The organism is Micromonospora sp. NPDC049801 (assembly GCF_040656575.1).
Taxonomy (GTDB): Bacteria; Actinomycetota; Actinomycetes; order Mycobacteriales; family Micromonosporaceae; genus Micromonospora.
Map to the genome: position 1 here is coordinate 103,536 of NZ_JBFAMS010000011.1, position 16,906 is coordinate 120,441.

Annotated in this window: 19 protein-coding genes and 1 riboswitch; of the genes, 13 read left to right on the forward strand and 6 right to left on the reverse strand. The window is 71.1% G+C overall.

Annotated features, from left to right (window positions below):
- Window positions 1-112: 112 nt before the first annotated feature.
- Together AB0I89_RS20480 and AB0I89_RS20485 are read left to right on the forward strand one after the other, a co-directional pair.
- The gene (locus AB0I89_RS20480) at window positions 113-2,977 is read left to right on the forward strand and encodes an alpha/beta fold hydrolase (protein ID WP_357128879.1); all 2,865 of its coding nucleotides are present in this window, start codon (window positions 113-115) and stop codon (window positions 2,975-2,977) included.
- Window positions 2,977-3,840, forward strand: coding sequence for an ABC transporter permease (locus tag AB0I89_RS20485; protein WP_357128882.1), 864 nt, complete (start codon window positions 2,977-2,979; stop codon window positions 3,838-3,840). The genes AB0I89_RS20480 and AB0I89_RS20485 overlap by 1 nt, the downstream gene beginning before the upstream one ends.
- On the opposite strand, the gene AB0I89_RS20490 is transcribed toward AB0I89_RS20485, so the two are convergent.
- From AB0I89_RS20490 to AB0I89_RS20500, 3 genes are all read right to left on the reverse strand, one after another.
- Window positions 3,830-4,438, reverse strand: a complete 609-nt coding sequence (locus AB0I89_RS20490) for a DUF4232 domain-containing protein (RefSeq protein WP_357128885.1) — start codon at window positions 4,436-4,438, stop codon at window positions 3,830-3,832. The genes AB0I89_RS20485 and AB0I89_RS20490 overlap by 11 nt on opposite strands.
- 191 nt (window positions 4,439-4,629) lie before the next feature.
- Complete coding sequence (locus AB0I89_RS20495) at window positions 4,630-4,914, reverse strand: hypothetical protein (protein WP_357128888.1); 285 nt, start codon at window positions 4,912-4,914, stop codon at window positions 4,630-4,632.
- A gap of 43 nt (window positions 4,915-4,957) precedes the next feature.
- Window positions 4,958-5,461: a hypothetical protein gene (locus tag AB0I89_RS20500; RefSeq protein WP_357128891.1), complete on the reverse strand. Its 504-nt coding sequence runs from the start codon at window positions 5,459-5,461 to the stop codon at window positions 4,958-4,960.
- Window positions 5,462-5,687: 226 nt separating this feature from the next.
- Here AB0I89_RS20500 and AB0I89_RS20505 point away from each other — a divergent pair, with 226 nt between their 5' ends.
- The 4 genes from AB0I89_RS20505 to AB0I89_RS20520 all read left to right on the forward strand — a co-directional run bounded on the left by AB0I89_RS20505 (window position 5,688) and on the right by AB0I89_RS20520 (window position 7,305).
- Window positions 5,688-5,918 carry a winged helix-turn-helix domain-containing protein gene (locus AB0I89_RS20505; RefSeq protein ID WP_357128894.1) on the forward strand — a complete coding sequence of 77 codons (231 nt, stop codon included), beginning with the start codon at window positions 5,688-5,690 and terminating at the stop codon, window positions 5,916-5,918.
- A 79-nt stretch (window positions 5,919-5,997) separates the two neighbouring features.
- Window positions 5,998-6,258: a hypothetical protein gene (locus tag AB0I89_RS20510; RefSeq protein WP_357128897.1), complete on the forward strand. Its 261-nt coding sequence runs from the start codon at window positions 5,998-6,000 to the stop codon at window positions 6,256-6,258.
- 14 nt (window positions 6,259-6,272) lie between these two features.
- Complete coding sequence (locus AB0I89_RS20515; protein WP_357128900.1) at window positions 6,273-6,932, forward strand: hypothetical protein; 660 nt, start codon at window positions 6,273-6,275, stop codon at window positions 6,930-6,932.
- Entirely contained in the window at window positions 6,883-7,305 is a 423-nt protein-coding gene (locus AB0I89_RS20520; RefSeq protein WP_357128903.1) for a hypothetical protein, read from the forward strand. Before AB0I89_RS20515 ends, AB0I89_RS20520 begins: the two co-directional genes overlap by 50 nt.
- Window positions 7,306-7,370: 65 nt before the next feature.
- Here the strand turns inward: AB0I89_RS20520 and AB0I89_RS20525 are convergent, their stop codons facing one another.
- A complete protein-coding gene (locus AB0I89_RS20525) occupies window positions 7,371-7,634 on the reverse strand; it encodes a hypothetical protein (protein ID WP_357128906.1) in 264 nt (87 codons plus the stop codon).
- Window positions 7,635-8,019: 385 nt separating this feature from the next.
- On the opposite strand from AB0I89_RS20525, the gene AB0I89_RS20530 reads away from it, so the two are divergent.
- Window positions 8,020-8,463, forward strand: coding sequence for a DoxX family protein (locus AB0I89_RS20530; protein WP_357128909.1), 444 nt, complete (start codon window positions 8,020-8,022; stop codon window positions 8,461-8,463).
- Window positions 8,464-8,571: 108 nt separating this feature from the next.
- On the opposite strand, the gene AB0I89_RS20535 is transcribed toward AB0I89_RS20530, so the two are convergent.
- Window positions 8,572-8,877: a metalloregulator ArsR/SmtB family transcription factor gene (locus AB0I89_RS20535; RefSeq protein WP_357128912.1), complete on the reverse strand. Its 306-nt coding sequence runs from the start codon at window positions 8,875-8,877 to the stop codon at window positions 8,572-8,574.
- Between the two features lie 91 nt (window positions 8,878-8,968).
- Between AB0I89_RS20535 and AB0I89_RS20540 the strand changes: the two genes are divergently transcribed.
- The 4 genes from AB0I89_RS20540 (at window position 8,969) to paaN (ending at window position 14,417) form a co-directional block, all read left to right on the forward strand.
- Window positions 8,969-9,937, forward strand: coding sequence for a DMT family transporter (locus AB0I89_RS20540; RefSeq protein WP_357128915.1), 969 nt, complete (start codon window positions 8,969-8,971; stop codon window positions 9,935-9,937).
- Between the two features lie 67 nt (window positions 9,938-10,004).
- Window positions 10,005-10,140, forward strand: a riboswitch (SAM riboswitch).
- 10 nt (window positions 10,141-10,150) lie between these two features.
- Complete coding sequence (gene thrC / locus AB0I89_RS20545; protein ID WP_357128918.1) at window positions 10,151-11,437, forward strand: threonine synthase; 1,287 nt, start codon at window positions 10,151-10,153, stop codon at window positions 11,435-11,437.
- Between the two features lie 236 nt (window positions 11,438-11,673).
- On the forward strand, window positions 11,674-12,693 hold the full coding sequence (locus tag AB0I89_RS20550) for a GNAT family N-acetyltransferase (protein ID WP_357128921.1): 1,020 nt from the start codon (window positions 11,674-11,676) through the stop codon (window positions 12,691-12,693).
- A gap of 50 nt (window positions 12,694-12,743) precedes the next feature.
- Window positions 12,744-14,417 carry a phenylacetic acid degradation protein PaaN gene (gene paaN / locus AB0I89_RS20555; RefSeq protein WP_357128924.1) on the forward strand — a complete coding sequence of 558 codons (1,674 nt, stop codon included), beginning with the start codon at window positions 12,744-12,746 and terminating at the stop codon, window positions 14,415-14,417.
- Window positions 14,418-14,508: 91 nt separating this feature from the next.
- Here the strand turns inward: paaN and AB0I89_RS20560 are convergent, their stop codons facing one another.
- The gene (locus AB0I89_RS20560) at window positions 14,509-15,039 is read right to left on the reverse strand and encodes a GNAT family N-acetyltransferase (RefSeq protein ID WP_357128927.1); all 531 of its coding nucleotides are present in this window, start codon (window positions 15,037-15,039) and stop codon (window positions 14,509-14,511) included.
- 284 nt (window positions 15,040-15,323) lie between these two features.
- Between AB0I89_RS20560 and AB0I89_RS20565 the strand changes: the two genes are divergently transcribed.
- Window positions 15,324-15,527, forward strand: a complete 204-nt coding sequence (locus tag AB0I89_RS20565) for a cold-shock protein (protein WP_124815530.1) — start codon at window positions 15,324-15,326, stop codon at window positions 15,525-15,527.
- Window positions 15,528-15,641: 114 nt separating this feature from the next.
- Complete coding sequence (locus tag AB0I89_RS20570) at window positions 15,642-16,859, forward strand: hypothetical protein (protein ID WP_357128931.1); 1,218 nt, start codon at window positions 15,642-15,644, stop codon at window positions 16,857-16,859.
- The last annotated feature ends 47 nt before the right edge of the window (window positions 16,860-16,906 follow it).

The window sequence follows — 16,906 nt, forward strand, 5'->3', positions numbered from 1 at the left end:
CCGCCACGCCTGATGCTCGGTCGCACCAGACCGGTTCACCGATCGGGGCAACCGGACGGACGTACGGCGGATCTCAGCCAATGCTCAGGCTGCGCGCCGTACCGTGTGCCGCATGAGATCGCCGTCGCCGGCCGCGTGGTTCCGGCGTGCCCTGCCCACCCGCCGCCGCACGATCGCCGCAGCAGCGGTCGTCGTGCTGCTGGCTGCCGCCGTGACCTGGGCGGTGTGGCCGCAGGGATCGGACGTCCGCACGCAGAGCGCGATGCTCACCGTCCGCTCCGGACCGTCCGGCGACGCCCCCGTGGACCTGGACACCACCCTGTACCTCCCGTCCGGCGCGTCGTCCGGCCGGAAGGTCCCCGCGGTCCTGCTGGCGCACGGCTTCGGCGGCACGAAGGAGTCGGTGCGCTCGGACGCCGAAGAGTTCGCCGGACGCGGCTACGCGGTGCTCACCTGGACCGCGCGGGGCTTCGGCCGCAGCGGCGGCGAGATCCACCTGGACAACCCGGACTACGAGGTGCGCGACGCCCAGCGGCTGCTGGACTGGCTGGCCGCCCGGCCCGAGGTGCGGACCGACGCCCCCGGCGACCCGAAGGTCGGCGTGGTCGGCGGCTCGTACGGCGGCGGCCTGGCGCTGCTGCTGGCCGCCCAGGACCGCCGGGTGGACGCGATCGTCCCCATGATCACCTGGAACGACCTGTCCCGCGCCTTCCTGCCGGAGAGCACCGGCGGGGCGCCGACCGAGGGCGTGTTCAAGAAGGGCTGGGCCGGCCTCTTCTTCGGCGGCGGCGGCAACGTGGGCAGCGGCCCGGCCGGGCTCGCCGGTACGACCGCCGCCCAGCCCGAAGGAGCGCCGGCGTCCGCCGGTCCACCGAGCCCGGGGCCGGGCGCGGGTCCCGGAACCGCGTCCGGTGGCCTACCGGCCGGTGCCGCCGACCCGTCCTGCGGGCGGTTCGCGGCCGACGTGTGCGCCGCGTACCTGCGGATCGCCACCGCGGGCCGGGCCGACCAGGCGGCCGTCGACCTGCTGCGCCGGTCCAGCCCGGCCGGTGTGCTGGACCGGATCAAGGCGCCTACCCTGCTGGTGCAGGGCGAGGCGGACACGCTCTTTCCGCTCGGCGAGGCGGACGCGAACGCCCGGGGGATCGCCGCCGCCGGCACCCCGGTGCGGGTCGCCTGGTTCACCGGCGGGCACGACGGCGGCAGTGGACCGCGCTCGGACTCCGACCGGGTGAAGTTCCTGACCGTCCAGTGGCTCGACCACTACGTCAAGGGCGACGGCGACGCGCCCGGCGACGACTTCACCTGGTCCCGGATCGCCGGGTTCGACGCGCTCGACCGGGGTCTGGTCGCCACCGGCTTCCGCCGCGCCGACTACCCCGGCCTGGCCGGCAACGCCCGCCGGGAGGTGGCGGTCGCCGGTCCGGCGCAGCCGATCGCGAACCCGCCGAACGGCAACCCGGCCGCCATCTCCTCGATTCCGTTCGCTGGCGGCCTCGCCTCGCTGCTCGACGGGGTGGCCGGCGACGTGCCCGGCCAGCACGCGCGTTTCGAGTCGACGCCGCTCACCGAGGCGGTCGACGTGGCCGGCGCGCCCACCGTGACCGTGCGGGCCGCCTCGCCCACCGGCGAAGCGGTGCTCTTCGTCAAGCTCTACGACGTCGACAAGGACGGCGCGGCGACCCTGCCGAACGGCCTGGTCGCGCCGATCCGCCTCACCGGCCTGCCGCAGCGGGTGCAGGACGCCCGCCCGGTCACCGTGACGCTGCCCGGGATCGTCCGCCGGATCGAGGCGGGGCACCGGCTGCGCCTGGTGGTCGCCAGCTCCGACCAGGCGTACACCACCCCCGCCGCGCCCACCGTCTACACGGTTGCCGCGGACGGCGCGGTCAGCCTGCCCACGGTCGACGGCGAGCCGATCCCCACCGCGGCGACCGTCTGGCGCTGGGTGCTCGCCGGCCTGCTCGCCGCCATCGTGATCGGGCTCGTCGTGGTCGTCGCCGTCGTCCGCCGCCGGCATCGCCGCCAGGACCGCTCGGTGCATCCGGAGTACGCGGACACGCCGCTGGCCGTGCGCGCGCTGCGCAAGGAGTACGCGGACGGGTTCGTGGCGGTGTCGAACGTGGACTTCGAGGTGCACCCGGGTCAGGTGGTGGGCCTGCTGGGGCCCAACGGCGCGGGCAAGACCACCACCCTGCGGGTGCTGATGGGGCTGACCCAGCCGACCGCCGGGGAGATCTACGTGTTCGGTCGTCGGCTGGTGCCCGGCTCGCCGGTGCTGTCCCGCATCGGGGCGCTGGTGGAGGGGCCGGGATTCCTGCCGCACCTCTCCGGCCTGGCGAACCTGCGGGCGTACTGGCGGGCCACCGGGCGACCGGCCGAGGACGCGCACTTCGACGAGGCGTTGGAGATCGCCGGGCTGGGCGACTCGGTGCACCGGAAGATCAAGAACTACAGCCACGGCATGCGCCAGCGGCTCGCCATCGCCCAGGCCATGCTGGGCCTACCGGAGCTGTTGGTGCTGGACGAGCCGACCGACGGGCTCGACCCGCCGCAGATCGCCGAGATGCGCCGGGTCCTGCAGCGGTACGCCACCGACGGGCGGGCGGTGCTGGTCTCCAGTCACCTGCTGGCCGAGGTGGAGCAGACCTGCACGCACGCGGTGGTGGTCAACAAGGGCCGGATCGTGGCCTCCGGGCCGGTCCAGGAGATCGTGGGCGAGTCGCCGAGCGTGCTGTTCGACGTCACCGATCCGGAGGCGGCGCGGGCCGTGCTGGACCGGCTGCACGGCGTGCGGGTGTTGCCGGAGAGCGACGGGCAGTTGGTGGTGGACACCAACGGCACGGCCCGCAGCGAGGTGGTGGCCGAGCTGGTGCGCGCCGGCATCGGGGTGGACCGGGTGGTGCCCCGGCGACGCCTGGAAGACGCGTTCCTCGCCCTGGTGGGCGAGAACTCTCGGGGAAGCGGTGACCGGTGATGGCTGTTGTCGACGCGGGTGAGGCCCGGGGCTACCGGCCGTCGGCCACCCTGCCCTTCGCGGCGGAGTTCCGCCGGCAGGCGTCCCGGCGGCGGACCCAACTGGCGCTCGGGTTCATGGTGCTGCTGCCGCTGATCATCCTGATCGCCTTCCAGTTCAACTCCGGCGGCGACGACAACGGCAACAACGAGTTCGCCAGCCTCGTCGACCTGGCCACCTCCGGCGGGCTCAACTTCACCCTCTTCTCGATCTTCGTGTCGGCGTCGTTCCTGCTGGTGGTGGTCGTCGCGCTGTTCTGCGGCGACACGGTGGCCAGCGAGGCGAGCTGGGGGAGCCTGCGCTACCTGCTGGCGATCCCGGTGCCCCGGGCCCGGCTGCTGACGGTGAAGCTGGTGGTCGCGCTCGCGTACTCGGGTCTGGCCCTGGTGTTGTTGGCCGGCACCGCCCTGCTCGCGGGGACCCTGCGCTACGGCTGGTCGCCGCTGCGCAGCACAGTGGCCGCCGAGTTGGAGCCGGGGGAGGGGCTGCTCCGGTTGCTGGCCGTACTCGGCTACCTGGCGGTCGTACTCCTGGTGGTGGCCGGCCTGGCGTTCCTGCTGTCGGTGACGACGGACGCCGCGCTGGGCGCGGTCGGCGGAGCGGTCCTGCTGTGGATCCTGTCCAGCATCCTGGACCAGATCACCGCCCTGGGCGGGCTGCGGGACTTTCTGCCCACCCACTTCAGCACCGCCTGGCTGGGGTTGCTCTCCACACCGGTGCAGACCGACGACGTGGTACGCGGCACCATCTCGGCGATCAGCTACGCGACGCTGTTCTGGGGGTTGGCGTTCTGGCGCTTCACCCGCAAGGACATCACGTCGTAGGCGTCCGCCAGGCGCTGACGCCGATCCGCCCGGTGTTGCCCACGTCGACCGGGCCGTCCGGGTCGACCTCCTCGGCCGGCTGACCGGCGGCGGGCGCCACCGTCAGGTACGCCCCGTCGGTGGCGACCACCGTCGAGTCGGTGACCAGGTTGCGCCAGAGGACGCTGGCGATGGCCCGTTCGCCCTTTTGCAGCGTGATCGGCTGCGGTGGCTGGTCGTAGCCGGACGTGATGTCCTTCGCCCCGTTCTGCACCGCCAGGATGATCGGCTTGCGCTGCTCGTCGAGGACCCACACCGTCGGGTACCCGTTGAGCCGGTACGGGCGGTCACCGCAGTTGACCAGCTCCAGGCCGAGGGCGCGCAGCCCCATCGCGGCGTCCCCGCCGGTCGAGCGGATCCGGACACCGGATGCCGGGCACTCGGCCACCGGGGCGACACTCGCCGACGGGGTCGGACTCGTCGTGGAGGTGGCCTTGGGCGGCGGACCGGTGGGGTCGCCGCCCTGCCCCGCGTGATCGCGCGGCACGCAGGCGCTGAGCGTGACCAGCAGAGCGGCCCCCGCGCCGATTCGTCGCCCCCAGGCGTTGCGGAAGATCATCTCCTGATCCTCGCGCACCGACGCCCCCGGCCGCTGCCCGGGCGGTCGTCGTTCGCGCTAGATCGCCGCTGTGGGCCTGCCGATGCCAAGATCCGCGCAACTTCCCTGTTGTTGCTGCTTGCGGCGCGCGGGAGGCAGCAACAACCCTGATGTTGTGCGGATCTTCGGGCGCTGAGGGGGTTGGGGTGTGGTTACCCGGTAGCCGATGCCACGTCGTCGTCCGGCTCGCACAGCCTGTCGGGGTGGTCGGTGGGCAGGGCGCAGCGGGCGCCGCCGGGCAGTCGGTGGTCGCACCAGACGCGGGTACGCACGAACTGGCGGTCCTCCTCGCTCAACGTCGTCTCACCGAAGTCGATCGCTGTGACGTGCCCGAGCGAGTCACGCAGCGCCTCGGCCAGCGCCCGCGCGCCGTCGACGCTGGTCAGGGTGGTGGGTAGGTGAACGATCCAGCGTGGCGGTACCTCGTACTCCGTCATGGTTCTTCCCTTGGTTCGGGCAGCGCCGGTCCTGGGTCCGGCGTCAGGTGGTCGCTCCGGACAACCCTTCGGTGTACGACGTGAGCGCCTCCACGGCCGCTGTAAGGCTCTCGGCCATCAGGTCGAGCTGTTCGGCGGCCCGGGACCACTGCCCGCTCGCCGCCTCGGCGGCCAGGTCGGGCTGGCCGGCTTCGGCGAGTTGCTGCCGAGCCGTGGTGATCCGCGCCGGAAGCTGACCGACCCGCGCGGCGGCGGCACCAAACTGGTCGCGGGCGGTGTCCAACACCTCGACCAGGTCGCCGATGCTGGGCTGGCCGGCTGCGGTGCGTAGCCGGCTCGCACCGTCGCTGAGCTGCCGTTCCGCGTCAGCGGCCAGGTCGAGCGCATCGTCCCCGCGACGCCGCGCGTGCCGGATCGCCGGGTGGGCACAGCCGGCGCTGGTCCGCTCCAACAGGACGGTCGCAGCGGCTACCGCGAGGTACGTCTCGCGCAGCTCGCCGGCCACCTGCTCGACTTCCCAGGCGGCGCTCGCCTCGGTCACGGTCACGGGGGCCTCCTCTCGCATTGATGGGTGCCGGAGCAGCGCGACAACCAGCTCAGATGGGGGACATTCGAGCCGCTTTGCGCGCTGCCCCGGCAGGGGGAACCGCCCAGTGCCTAGCTGGAAGTTCCTCTTCCCAGCTTTACCGGTAATGCCGGTAAAGTCAACGATGCGCTTGAGGTGACTCGCGTCGTCGTGATCAGATGGGCATGCCTAGCTGGGAGTACCTTGCATGCCCACACCACGGAAGTTCGAGCCGCACTACCGGCGGATCATCGCCGACATCAGAAGGCGTATCGCCGACGGTGAGTGGCCGCCTGGGCACAAGCTGCCGTCCACCAAAGAGTTGGCAGACCTGTACAACGTCGGTAGCCAGTCGACTGTCCGGCAAGCCATCACGATCTTGATTGAGACCGGTGAGTTGTACGGCCACCAAGGACTGGGCGTCTTCGTGGCTGAATAGTCCTCAGCTCGGGGACTGCGATACACGTCGATACTCGATACCGTCACCAGGTGTATTTCAACCAAGGGCGGATTGCCCGATGAGCATCGCCGAGCTGAAGGCGACCCTTGGTGCCGCCATCGAGTCGGCCCGCCAAGGCCGCCGAACCCTCGATCAGGCGATTGCTGAGGCCGAATCAGCGACCAGCGAAGCGGCCCGAGTCCTCCGAGGCAGTCGGCATGCTGAGGTGACGCGGGCGCACAGTGCACTCCGTTCCGCCCAAGCCGAGATAGAACCGACTCGCCGCCGTTTCGATGCCATTGCCGAGAAGGTGGGCGACTACCGCTCGCGGCTCGGATGACCAGCGTAGGCGAGGTGGTCGCGCAGCTCGTGGCGATACGAGCAAGCCTCGACAGCGCTGCGGTGACAGCGTCGCGCGCGCGGGCGGACGCCGAACAGGCGCTCGCTCACCTGACTGAAGCTCTCCGGAATGGCACCAATCAACGGCTGGCAGCCGCTGCCGCAGATGCGGAAGTCGCCAGGGACAAAGCAGGTCGCTACGCGCGGCTGCTGGCCGACGCTGCCCGGCACATCAGCGCCTACGTAAACGTCATCGCTCCCGGCGCCGCACCAGTAGACCCGTCCGTCGACGCCTCCACGCCCTCCGGCGAGCGTCTGGTCACCGAGGCCGAAGCCCGCGGCAGCAAAGCCGACGTCCTGTGGCGACGGCAGGTCCAGAAGGCGGACGACACCGAAGACGCTTTGAAGAAGAGCGAGAGTGGCGCGAAGGAGTTCTACAAGTTCCTGAGGCAGGACAATGGCGGCGGATCGAGTACTGGCACTGCCTCGCCGGGACCGGCTCAAGCTTCTCCCCAAATCGACAACCCCGTGACGGCGCTGGTGATGGCGGCCGGTGCGGTGGCGGTCATGGCCAAAGCGATGTGGAACTATGGCCACACTCGACGAGCGAGGAGACGGGACAGCGATGATCAAGTCCGACCTGATCGAGTACGTCCGGACGATGATCCGGAGTGACTACGCTGCCAACGAGTCCGTCGGTGCCCGGCTCGATGCCGAAGGCTGGGACGGTTTCCCACGGTTCCTTGCCGCTCTGTTCTTTGTGGCAGTCGACCGACGATTTGGCGAGACCGCAGACCGGGTCGGAGTGATCAAGTTTGTCGCAGAGTTGCGAGCCCAGTACGAGGGCGGCCCTGAGATCCGAGCCGACGACGCTGAGTCGTTGATCCTGGCAACCATCGACCCCTCGCTTGACTACACGGTCAGCCCCGAAATGATCGGGCGGATCCAGGCGGCGACGGTCCAGAAGATCTTCACGGAAGAAGGTCTCGTCGACTCTGCGCTGGACACCCTGCTCTCAGAGGCAGCCGACCTCGCATCGCGGGACTAGCGCCTGAGCCCGCGCCCGGTGTGTGATCGGCGCGCACAACCGGCTCGAGATGCTGTAGCCCTCGTCTACCCGAGGACGCTCATGTAGTTTCGGGCGGCCTGCGAGCTGCCCTGGAGCAGCGTCATCGCCTCCACGAGGCGTTGCTTGCCCTGCTCGGCGCGGGCAATCGCTTCGGCCAGCGTTGGGTGTCCGGTGCCGGCGGCCACAGCCCGAAGTCTTGCCATGGTCTGCTCGGTTGCCTCGACGGCGGCGCGAATCTGCTGCTGGGTGGCATTTCCTTGATCCGCAGCCTGTGCGAGCGCCGCCTTGACTTCCTCGATGCTCGCCATGCGCGCCTCCCGACCTTCGATGCGAAGCGATGTCGCGCCGCGTGTCGAAGCGGACACTATCCGACATCTGCGCGCTGCCGCAGTCCCGGCTGCCAGGTCGAGGCGCTGCCCCCGCGCCCCTCGGCGGCAGCGCTTGCCCCATTTTCAGGGCAGCTCGACAGGGTGTACGGACACCACGCCAGCCGGTACGTTGAGGGCTCGGGAGCGCTCCCAGCGTCGGTGACGGCCATCATGGTGGGCGGTCAAAACAAGGCAAATCGCAGCTTCGGCCTCGCGCGCTTCAGGTTCTTCCGCCGGGGATTTTCCCACTAGCAAGGAATTTATTAACATCGATGGCTTGAGGCCCCACCATGGAAGAGATCTGTTCCCTTCGATGGAGGTCTCCATGAACGTCTCTCGGCTCGGCGGGCCGACCCTGTCCCTCTTCCGCATCGTGATCGGCCTGCTGTTCACCCTGCACGGCCTCGCGTCGGTCTTCGGGTTGTTCGGCGGCAACTCGACGACCGGCAAGGCCATACCGCTCGGCACCTGGCCGGGCTGGTGGGCCGCCCTGATCCAGCTCATCTGCGGCGCGCTGGTGCTGGTCGGACTCTTCGCCCGACCCGCCGCGCTGCTCGCGTCCGGCTCGATGGCGTACGCCTACTTCGTCGTGCACCAGCCGGACGACCTGCTGCCGCTGCGCAACGGCGGTGAGCTGGCAGCCCTCTTCTGCTGGTCGTTCCTGCTGGTCGCGACGCTCGGCGCGGGCCCGTGGGCGCTCGACTCGGTGCTCTTCAAGCGGCGTGCCGAGGTGCCGTCGATGGCCGAGCCCAGCCCGGTCAACGCCTGACCGACCCGTAACGCGCGTCGCCGGAGCCTCGGCGTGTCGGCTCCGGCGACGCGTGCGCGGACGGGTCAGCCAAAGGGCGTGGACAGGTCAGTCAAGGGCGTGGACGGGTCAGGCCGCAGGGCGGGGAGTGAGGACCGCGTCCAGGAGGCCGGGGTAGAGCTTGTCCACCTCGTCGCGGCGCAGTCGGACCAGGCGGCTCGTGCCGGCGGCCCGGGTACGCGTCAGGCCGGCCTCGCGCAGCACCTTCAGGTGGTGGCTCCGGGTCGCCTTCGAGACGCCGAAGTCGAAGCTGCCGCAGGCCGCCTCGCCGCCCTCGGCGAGCGCCCGGACGATCTGCAACCGCACGTCATCGGCGAGCGCGGCCAGTACGGCGGTGACCGGTACGGCGGTCAGGTCGGGTTCGTGCAGCTCCATGTGACCAGCCTAACCCTTGTTCGACAACGATCGAACAACACCCTAAGGTCGGTGTCGTTGGTTCGAAGATACTCGAACATTGGAGCTGACGATGCGATCCCGCGCCGCCGCCTACCCGCTGCTCGCCGCGCTCGCCTGGGGTGCGATGTTCCCGATCCTGGCCACCGCGCTGGCGAGGGTCGACCCGCTCAACCTGACCACCGCCCGCTATCTGTTCGCCGCCGTCATCCTGGTCGGCATCCTGCTGCTTCGCGAGGGGTCTGCCGCGCTGCGCCTCGGCGGCCGGGGAGTCGAGGTGGTGGTGCTGGGTGTCGTCGGCTTCGCCGGCTTCAACCTGCTCACCAACCTGGCCCTCGAACACGCCGCCCCGCAGCAGATCTCCCTGTTCGTGGCGACCACCCCGATCATCACCCAACTGGTCCGGTGGGCCCGGGACGGCGTACGGCCGAAGCCTGCCCTGCTGACCCTCTCCCTGGTGGCGCTCCTCGGCGTCGGCCTGGTGATCACCCGCGGAAGCCTGGCCGGGCTCGGCCAGTTCGGTCTCGGCGGCCTCATGATGATCGGCGCGGTGCTCGGCTGGGCCATCTACACCCACGGCGCGACCCGGTTCGGCGCGTGGTCACCGCTGCGCTTCACCACGCTGACCGCGCTCGCCGGCACGGCCGCCATGGTGGTCGCGAGCATCGGCGCCGACGCCGTCGGGTGGCAGCACGCGCCGGCCGCCGCCGACCTGGTGGCGGTCACCCCCCAACTGGCGTACGCGGTGCTCGTCGCCGCCGTCGTCGCGGTGCTGGCCTGGAACACCGGCGTGCAGCGGCTGGGCGCGGCCAACGCCGCCCTGTTCATGAACCTCGTCCCGGTGACCACGTTCGTCGTGCAGATCGCCCGTGGCTACCGGCCGGAGGGGGTTGAACTGGTCGGCGCGGCGATCACCATCGCCGCCCTGGTCGCCGCGAACCTCGCGGCGCGCACCCGCACCCGGCCCTCGTCGTCGCCCCGGTCGACGGCGGTCACCGATCCCGTCGCGGTAGTCGACCCGGTGGCGGTGGCGGCCCGCTGACCCACTGGCTGGGATGCCCGGTGGAGGCGCCGGGCAACGTTGCCTAGACTTGACGGCACAACTACATACCTCATCCAGAGGGGCTGAGGGATACGGCCCGACGACGCCCCGGCAACCACCCCGCGCGCTCACCGCTGAGCGACCCGCGGGGCAGGTGCCAATTCCGTCCCCGCCGCACCGTGCGATGCGGGGAAAGATGAGAGGACTCTCGACATGACGTCGACGCTCGCCGCCTCCGGCATCGACACCTCCGCCAGCCCCGCCCGCGCCCTCGTCTGCCGCGCCTGTTCGGCCCGCTACCCGCTCGCCGCCCAGCACGCCTGTTACGAGTGTTTCGGTCCGCTGGAAGTCGACTACGACACCGCGGCCCTCGCCACGGTCACCCGCGAGCAGATCGAGGCCGGCCCGGACAACATCTGGCGGTACGCCGCGCTGCTGCCCGCCGGGCAGGACCCGGCCACCCGGGTCACCCTCGACCCGGGGCTGACCCCGCTGGTGGCGGCCCCGCACCTCGCCGCCGAGCTGGGCATCACCGCGCCGCTCTGGGTCAAGGACGACAGCGCCAACCCGACCCACTCGTTCAAGGACCGGGTCGTCTCGGTGGCGTTGACCGCCGCGAAGGCGCTCGGGTTCACCCGGTTCGCCTGCGCCTCCACCGGCAACCTGGCCAACTCGGTGGCCGCGCACGCCGCCCGCGCCGGCGTGCCCTCGATCGTCTTCATCCCCAGCGACCTGGAGCAGGGCAAGGTCATCACCACCGCTGTGTACGGCGGCGAACTGGTCGCCATCGACGGCTCGTACGACGACGTCAACCGGCTCTGCGGCGAGCTGGTGGAGACCGACGAGTTCGAGGACACGGCGTTCGTCAACGTGAACGTCCGGCCGTACTACGCGGAAGGCTCCAAGACCCTCGGGTACGAGGTGGCCGAGCAGCTCGGCTGGCGGATCCCCGCCCAGGTGGTCATCCCGATGGCCAGCGGCGAACTGCTCACCAAGATTGACAAGGCGTTCTCCGAGCTGGTCGAGATCGGCCTGGTCGAGGCCCCGGCGGGCGGCTGGAAGGTGTTCGGGGCGCAGTCGGCCGGCTGCAACCCGATCGCGACGGCCCTGCACGCCGACACCGACACGATCATCCCGGTCAAGCCCACCGGCATCGCCAAGTCGCTCAACATCGGCGACCCGGCCGCCGGCCTCTACGCCCTGGAGGCGGTGCGCCGCACCGGCGGGTGGATGGAGTACGCCGACGACGACGAGATCCGCGCCGGCATCCGCGACCTGGCCCGTACCACCGGGGTGTTCGCCGAGACGGCGGGCGGCGTCACCGCGGCGGTGCTGCGCAAGCTGGTCGAGTCCGGCCGGCTCGACCCCACGGCGGAGACGGTCATCTTCAACACCGGCGAAGGACTGAAGACGATCGACGCGGTGGCCGCCCAGGTCGGCCCGACCCACCAGATCAAGCCGTCCCTGCGTGCCGCCCGCGACGCCGGCCTGCTCGGCTGAATCCACCGGGTGACTGGATTTTCGCTGTGAGTGTGGAAAACCCGCCGCGCAGGACTTGACGGCAGGAACCGGACGGCGCAAGATGCTCCGTGCGGGAGGGCATTTCGCCGAAGACTTTTGAAGTTCTTGCGACCCAACGCCGGAGGCGTTGTGCGAGTGTCCCTCCCGACCACGTCCGACAGGGCCAGCGAAAATTCGCTGGCCCTGTCGCTTTTGCACCTGCCAGGCTCGCCCACATGAGCATCACGATCGCGCCGTTCGACGGCACCGACCGGACCGCGGTCGACGAGGCGTACCGGATCGGAGCGGCGGCCACCGAGGCCGACCTGCCCGACTTCCCGCCGTCCTGCCGGCAACGCTTCGACGCCCAATTTCACACCCCGATGCCCGGCACCCGCTCCCTCTGGGCGCTGGCCCGGCTGGACGGGGTGCCCGCCGGTTACCTTCAGCTCGACCTGCCGCAGCTCGACAACACCGACAACGCCACCGCCGAGCTGACGGTCCGTCCGGACCTGCGTCGCCGGGGCGTCGGCCGGGCCCTGCACGAGTACGGGGTACGCCTGCTCCGCGAGCACGACCGCAAACGGGTCGTCGTGATGGCTGTCGCCGCGCTACCCGGCGGTCCGGCCCGACCGGCGGCGGGCGCGGCGTTCGCCACCGCGATGGGCGCGCACTCCGCGCTGGCCGAGGTGCGCCGCCGGCTGGCCATCGCCGACATCGACCGGGTCGCGCTGCGAGCGGCGCTGGCCGAGGCCCAGCCCCGCGCCGAGGGCTACCGGTCCGTCTCCTGGCAGGGCACCACCCCGCCGGAGTACCTGGCGGACATCGCCTACCTGGACGGCCGGCTCATGACGGACGCGCCCATGGGCGACGTGCAGTGGGAACCCGAGCAGGTCGACGCCGAGCGCATCCGGGGCAACGAACGCGCCCTGGACGCCCGGGGTCGGCGGCGCTACCACCTCGCGATGCGACACGAGGCGTCCGGCCGGCTGGTCGCCTGGACCCTGCTCGACGTGGGCGCCTTCGTCGACTGGCACGCGTACCAGCAGATCACCCTCGTCGACCCGGCCCACCGTGGTCACCGGCTGGGCCTCATCGCCAAGGCGGAGAACCTGCACCACCTGCTCACCCACGAGCCCGCCGTACGCGTCATCGACACCTGGAACGCGGCGAGCAACAGCTACATGGTGGCGATCAACGAGCAGCTCGGATTCCGCCCGGTGGACGCCTGGGACAACTGGCAGCTCACTCTCTGACGGGTATCCGCCGCTACTGCTCGCGGACCTTGCTCAGGCATGATGGCGGCATGACGGAGACCCCGCATCCCCTGTACGACAGGCACGCCGACACCCTCAACCGTGCGCTGACCGCGATCACGGAGCGGGGCTACTGGTCCGCCTATCCCGAGTCCCCCAGCCCTCGGGTGTACGGCGAGACCGCCGCCGCCGACGGCAAGGCCGCCTTCGAGGCGTACCTCGGTGCTGACTTTCCCCTCGACCAGCCCGCCGCTGGCGAGCGGATCGCCACCGAGACGAGCCCGTTCGGCGTCGACCTGGCGGTGCGGTACCCGCACGCCGGCACCGACGAGTTGGTCGCCGCCGCGTCCGCCGCGTTGCCGGCCTGGCGCGACGCCGGCCCGCAGGCCCGGGTGGGCGTCTGCCTGGAGATCCTCGACCGGCTGCACAAGCACATCTTCGAGCTGGCCAACGCGGTGCAGTTCACCAGCGGGCAGGCGTTCGTGATGGCCTTCCAGGCCGGTGGCGCGCACGCGCTGGACCGGGCGCTGGAGGCGCTGGCGTACGCGTACGCCGAGATGACCCGGCACCCGGGCACGGCCGGCTGGGAGAAGGCCGCCGGCAAGGGCGACCCGCTGCGGATGATCAAGACGTTCCACGTGGTCCCGCGTGGCGTGGCGCTGGTGATCGGGTGCAACACCTTCCCGACCTGGAACTCGTACCCCGGGCTGTTCGCGTCGCTGGTCACCGGTAACCCGGTGATCGTGAAGCCGCACCCGCGCGCGGTGCTGCCGCTGGCGATCACCGTGAAGTACGCCCGGGAGGTGCTGGCCGAGGCCGGCTTCGACCCGAACCTGGTCCTGCTGGCGGCCGAGGCCCCCGGTGAGAAGCTCGCCAGCGACCTGGCCCTGCACCAGGCCGTCAAGATCGTCGACTTCACCGGTTCCACCGAGTACGGCGACTGGCTGGAGACGCACGCCCGGCAGGCGTCGGTCTACACCGAGAAGGCCGGCCTGAACACGGTCGTCATCGACTCCACCGACGACTTCGCCGGCATGTGCCGCAACCTCGGTTTCACGCTGACCCTCTACAGCGGGCAGATGTGCACCACGTCGCAGAACATCCTCATCCCGGCCGGCGGCATCGAGACCGACCAGGGGCACAAGAGCTTCGACGAGGTGGCCGGCGGGATCGCGGCGGCGATCGGCAAGCTGACCGCCGACCCGGCCCGGGGGGTCGAGCTGACCGGCGCCATCGTCAACGACGGGGTGCTGGAGCGGCTGGCCGAGGTCACCAAGGTTGGCGAGCCGGTGCTGGAGTCGCGGACGGTGGCGCACCCGTCGTACGCCGACGCGGTGGTGCGTACCCCGACGGTCGTGAAGCTGACCGCGGACGACGCCCAGACGTACGGCCGGGAGTGGTTCGGGCCGATCTCGTTCGCCATCGCGACCGACTCCACCGCGCACAGTCTGGAGCTGATGCGCCGGACCATCGGCGAGAAGGGCGCGCTGACCGCCGGGGTCTACTCGACCGACGAGGCGGTGCTGGACGCCGCCGAGGCGGTCGCGGTCGAGGTCGGTGTGCACCTGTCCGCCAACCTCACCGGCGGTGTCTTCGTGAACCAGTCGGCGGCCTTCTCCGACTTCCACGGCAGCGGCGCCAACGCGGCGGCCAACTCCGCCCTGACCGACGGCGCCTACGTGGCCAACCGGTTCCGGATCGTGCAGTCCCGCCGCCACGCCTGACCTCTCGTGGTGATCAAGAGGTTCGCGTCAGAAATCACGCTGTTCTTGACGCGAACCTCTTGATCACCGGGGTCGGTGGGGGGAGGGGGGGTTAGGCTGTTCGGCGCATTTGTAGTTCGGTTAGGGCGGGGATGGTGGGGTGGGGGACCCGTACGCCGGTGTCCTTGAAGCCGAGCCGCTGGTAGGCCCGGTAGGCGCGGTCGTTGCCGACCACCACCTCCAACAGCAGCTCCGGCCGGCCGCAGTCCCGCGACCAGGCGGCCACCCCGTCGATCAGCTCGCCGAGCAGCCCGCTGCCCCGCCAGGCCGGCGTGACGTACACGGCGTAGATCACGGTGAGGCCCGGCTCGTTCGGGGCGACCGTTCCACCGGCGTGCCCGACGAGCCGGCCGCCCGGATCCGCGACGAACTGCGCGGTGTGCGGACCGGTCGACGTGAACGCCACCCGGGCGGCGAACTCGTTGTGCGGTCGGGCCGCGGCATCCGCCAACGTCTCCAGGAAGGCCAACGGCGCGTCGGCGAGCATCTCCAGTCGCAGCGCCCGCATCCGGGCGGCGTCCTGCGGTCGTACCCGGTGGATCCGCGCCTGCCGCAGGGGCGCGGAGCCCGTGTCGGTGCTCATGACCGCATGCCTACCACAGGGGCGGACGCGCACCGGTGACCCGTGCCGCCAGACCCCCTCCATCCGGTCCAAACGCAACCATCGTCATGAATCCGACGGAGCCTCGGATCGCTACGAACTATGCCCGATTTGTGGTCGTGCGCTCCCGTCACTCCTCGTGTAGCGTGCGATTTCGATCACCTCCTTCAACGGTCGCCGTCGATCGCTGAGGTGGTGGTTCGTGGGTGTCCGGCGGTGCCGGACGGCCGGGCAGGCAACGCCGCGCAGAGTGAGGGAAGTGCACCGTGGCACAGGGTTCTGTGAAGTGGTTCAACGCCGAGAAGGGTTACGGCTTCATCGCCGTCGACGGCGGTCAGGACGTGTTCGTCCACTTCTCCGCGATCGAGATGGACGGCTACAAGGCGCTCGACGACGGTCAGCGGGTCGAGTTCGAGATCGCCCAGGGTCAGAAGGGCCCGCAGGCGGAGCACGTCCGCGTCATCGGCTGACCGATCCCGATCTGCTCGCCGGCTGTTGCGCGACCGGCTGGCGAGTCGGGGCTGCGGCGCGGACGCCGGCCCGGGAAGATCGTGAACCGTTCCAGCCGATGCTGAGGAGGGTTCATGACCGACCAGCCGCCGCCACCCGCCACGCCCTCCGGGCCGGGTGAGCCGAGCCGGCCCGACCCGACGTCACCCGGCGACGGCTCCGGCGCGTCACCAGTTCCGGGCACCCCGCCCGTCCCGGACGCTGGCCTGCCGCACGCGGGCCCGCCGCCGCAGAGCGGGGACCCGGCGCAGGCGTGGGGTCAGCCCGCCGGTCCGCCGCCGGGCTGGGGTCCCGCCCAGGGAGCATGGGGTCAGCCCGGTGGTCCGCCGCCGCAGGGCTGGGCCTTTCCGCCCACCGGCGGCTACCCGCCGGGGGCCGGTCCCTACGGCGGTCAGCCGTGGTATCCGGGGGCACCGGTCGGCTGGTACCCGCCGGGTTACGGCCTCGACCCGAACGACGCCCTGGTCACTCCGCCCGGCGCCGGTATCGGGGGCTGGTTCGACCGGTTCTGGGGCGCGCTGCGTCGGGGCTGGCGGCAGTTGGTGCCGATCATGCTGCTCACCCAGGTCCTGCCGGCGGCGGTGCTGTCGGTCATCTCGTTCGGTCTGGACCCGTCGCCCACCTGGGCGGCGCAGGCCGAGACGGACCCGTCGGCCGGGCTGCCGGACAACTTCGCCACCAGCCTGTTGACCCTCGTCGTCGTGCTGGTCGGCGGCAGCCTGCTGATCGGCCTGGTGCAGGCGCTGGGCTGGGCCGCGGGCAGTTGGGTGATCACCCAGCAGGCGGCCGGCCGGCCCGCCCGGCTCGACGCGGCGCTGCGGTACGGGCTGCGCCGGGCCGTCGGCCTGTGGGGTTGGACGCTGCTGGTCAGCCTGCTCATCGGCATCGGAGTCTGCTTCTGCGTGCTGCCGGGGATCTACCTGGCGTTCGCGTTGAGCATGGCCGGCCCGGTCTACCTGTTCGAGCGGGACAACCCGATCGGCCGGTCGTTCCGGATGTTCCACGACCGGCTCGGAATGCTGCTCGGCCGGGTGGCCCTGGTGGGCGCGGCGGTGATCATCGGAACCGTGGTGCCCGGCATCCTGGAGTCCGCCGGCACCGGCGCGTTCGGCGAGGATCCGTTCGCGTCCCCGGGCCCTGCGGTCGGGGTGGTGGTGGTCATCGCCGTCACGGCGGTGCTGGCCCTGCCGGCCCACCTCGCCCAGTTGGTCGGTCTGCTGATCACGTACGCCGAGCAACGGGCTCATGAGGGGCCCGTGAACGGGGCCACACTGGCCGCGGAACTCGACTGACCGGGCTCATCGTGCTTGCACTCGGCAGGTGAGAGTGCTAAACAAGT

Bases quoted from the DNA above. Each gene is read 5' to 3' on its own strand.
- AB0I89_RS20480 (WP_357128879.1), top strand. From the start codon at position 113: ATGAGATCGCCGTCGCCGGCCGCGTGGTTCCGGCGTGCCCTGCCCACC.
- AB0I89_RS20485 (WP_357128882.1), top strand. From the start codon at position 2,977: ATGGCTGTTGTCGACGCGGGTGAGGCCCGGGGCTACCGGCCGTCGGCC.
- AB0I89_RS20490 (WP_357128885.1), bottom strand. From the start codon at position 4,438: ATGATCTTCCGCAACGCCTGGGGGCGACGAATCGGCGCGGGGGCCGCT.
- AB0I89_RS20495 (WP_357128888.1), bottom strand. From the start codon at position 4,914: ATGACGGAGTACGAGGTACCGCCACGCTGGATCGTTCACCTACCCACC.
- AB0I89_RS20505 (WP_357128894.1), top strand. From the start codon at position 5,688: ATGCCCACACCACGGAAGTTCGAGCCGCACTACCGGCGGATCATCGCC.
- AB0I89_RS20510 (WP_357128897.1), top strand. From the start codon at position 5,998: ATGAGCATCGCCGAGCTGAAGGCGACCCTTGGTGCCGCCATCGAGTCG.
- AB0I89_RS20520 (WP_357128903.1), top strand. From the start codon at position 6,883: ATGATCAAGTCCGACCTGATCGAGTACGTCCGGACGATGATCCGGAGT.
- AB0I89_RS20525 (WP_357128906.1), bottom strand. From the start codon at position 7,634: ATGGCGAGCATCGAGGAAGTCAAGGCGGCGCTCGCACAGGCTGCGGAT.
- AB0I89_RS20530 (WP_357128909.1), top strand. From the start codon at position 8,020: ATGAACGTCTCTCGGCTCGGCGGGCCGACCCTGTCCCTCTTCCGCATC.
- AB0I89_RS20535 (WP_357128912.1), bottom strand. From the start codon at position 8,877: ATGGAGCTGCACGAACCCGACCTGACCGCCGTACCGGTCACCGCCGTA.
- AB0I89_RS20540 (WP_357128915.1), top strand. From the start codon at position 8,969: ATGCGATCCCGCGCCGCCGCCTACCCGCTGCTCGCCGCGCTCGCCTGG.
- thrC (WP_357128918.1), top strand. From the start codon at position 10,151: ATGACGTCGACGCTCGCCGCCTCCGGCATCGACACCTCCGCCAGCCCC.
- AB0I89_RS20550 (WP_357128921.1), top strand. From the start codon at position 11,674: ATGAGCATCACGATCGCGCCGTTCGACGGCACCGACCGGACCGCGGTC.
- paaN (WP_357128924.1), top strand. From the start codon at position 12,744: ATGACGGAGACCCCGCATCCCCTGTACGACAGGCACGCCGACACCCTC.
- AB0I89_RS20560 (WP_357128927.1), bottom strand. From the start codon at position 15,039: ATGAGCACCGACACGGGCTCCGCGCCCCTGCGGCAGGCGCGGATCCAC.
- AB0I89_RS20570 (WP_357128931.1), top strand. From the start codon at position 15,642: ATGACCGACCAGCCGCCGCCACCCGCCACGCCCTCCGGGCCGGGTGAG.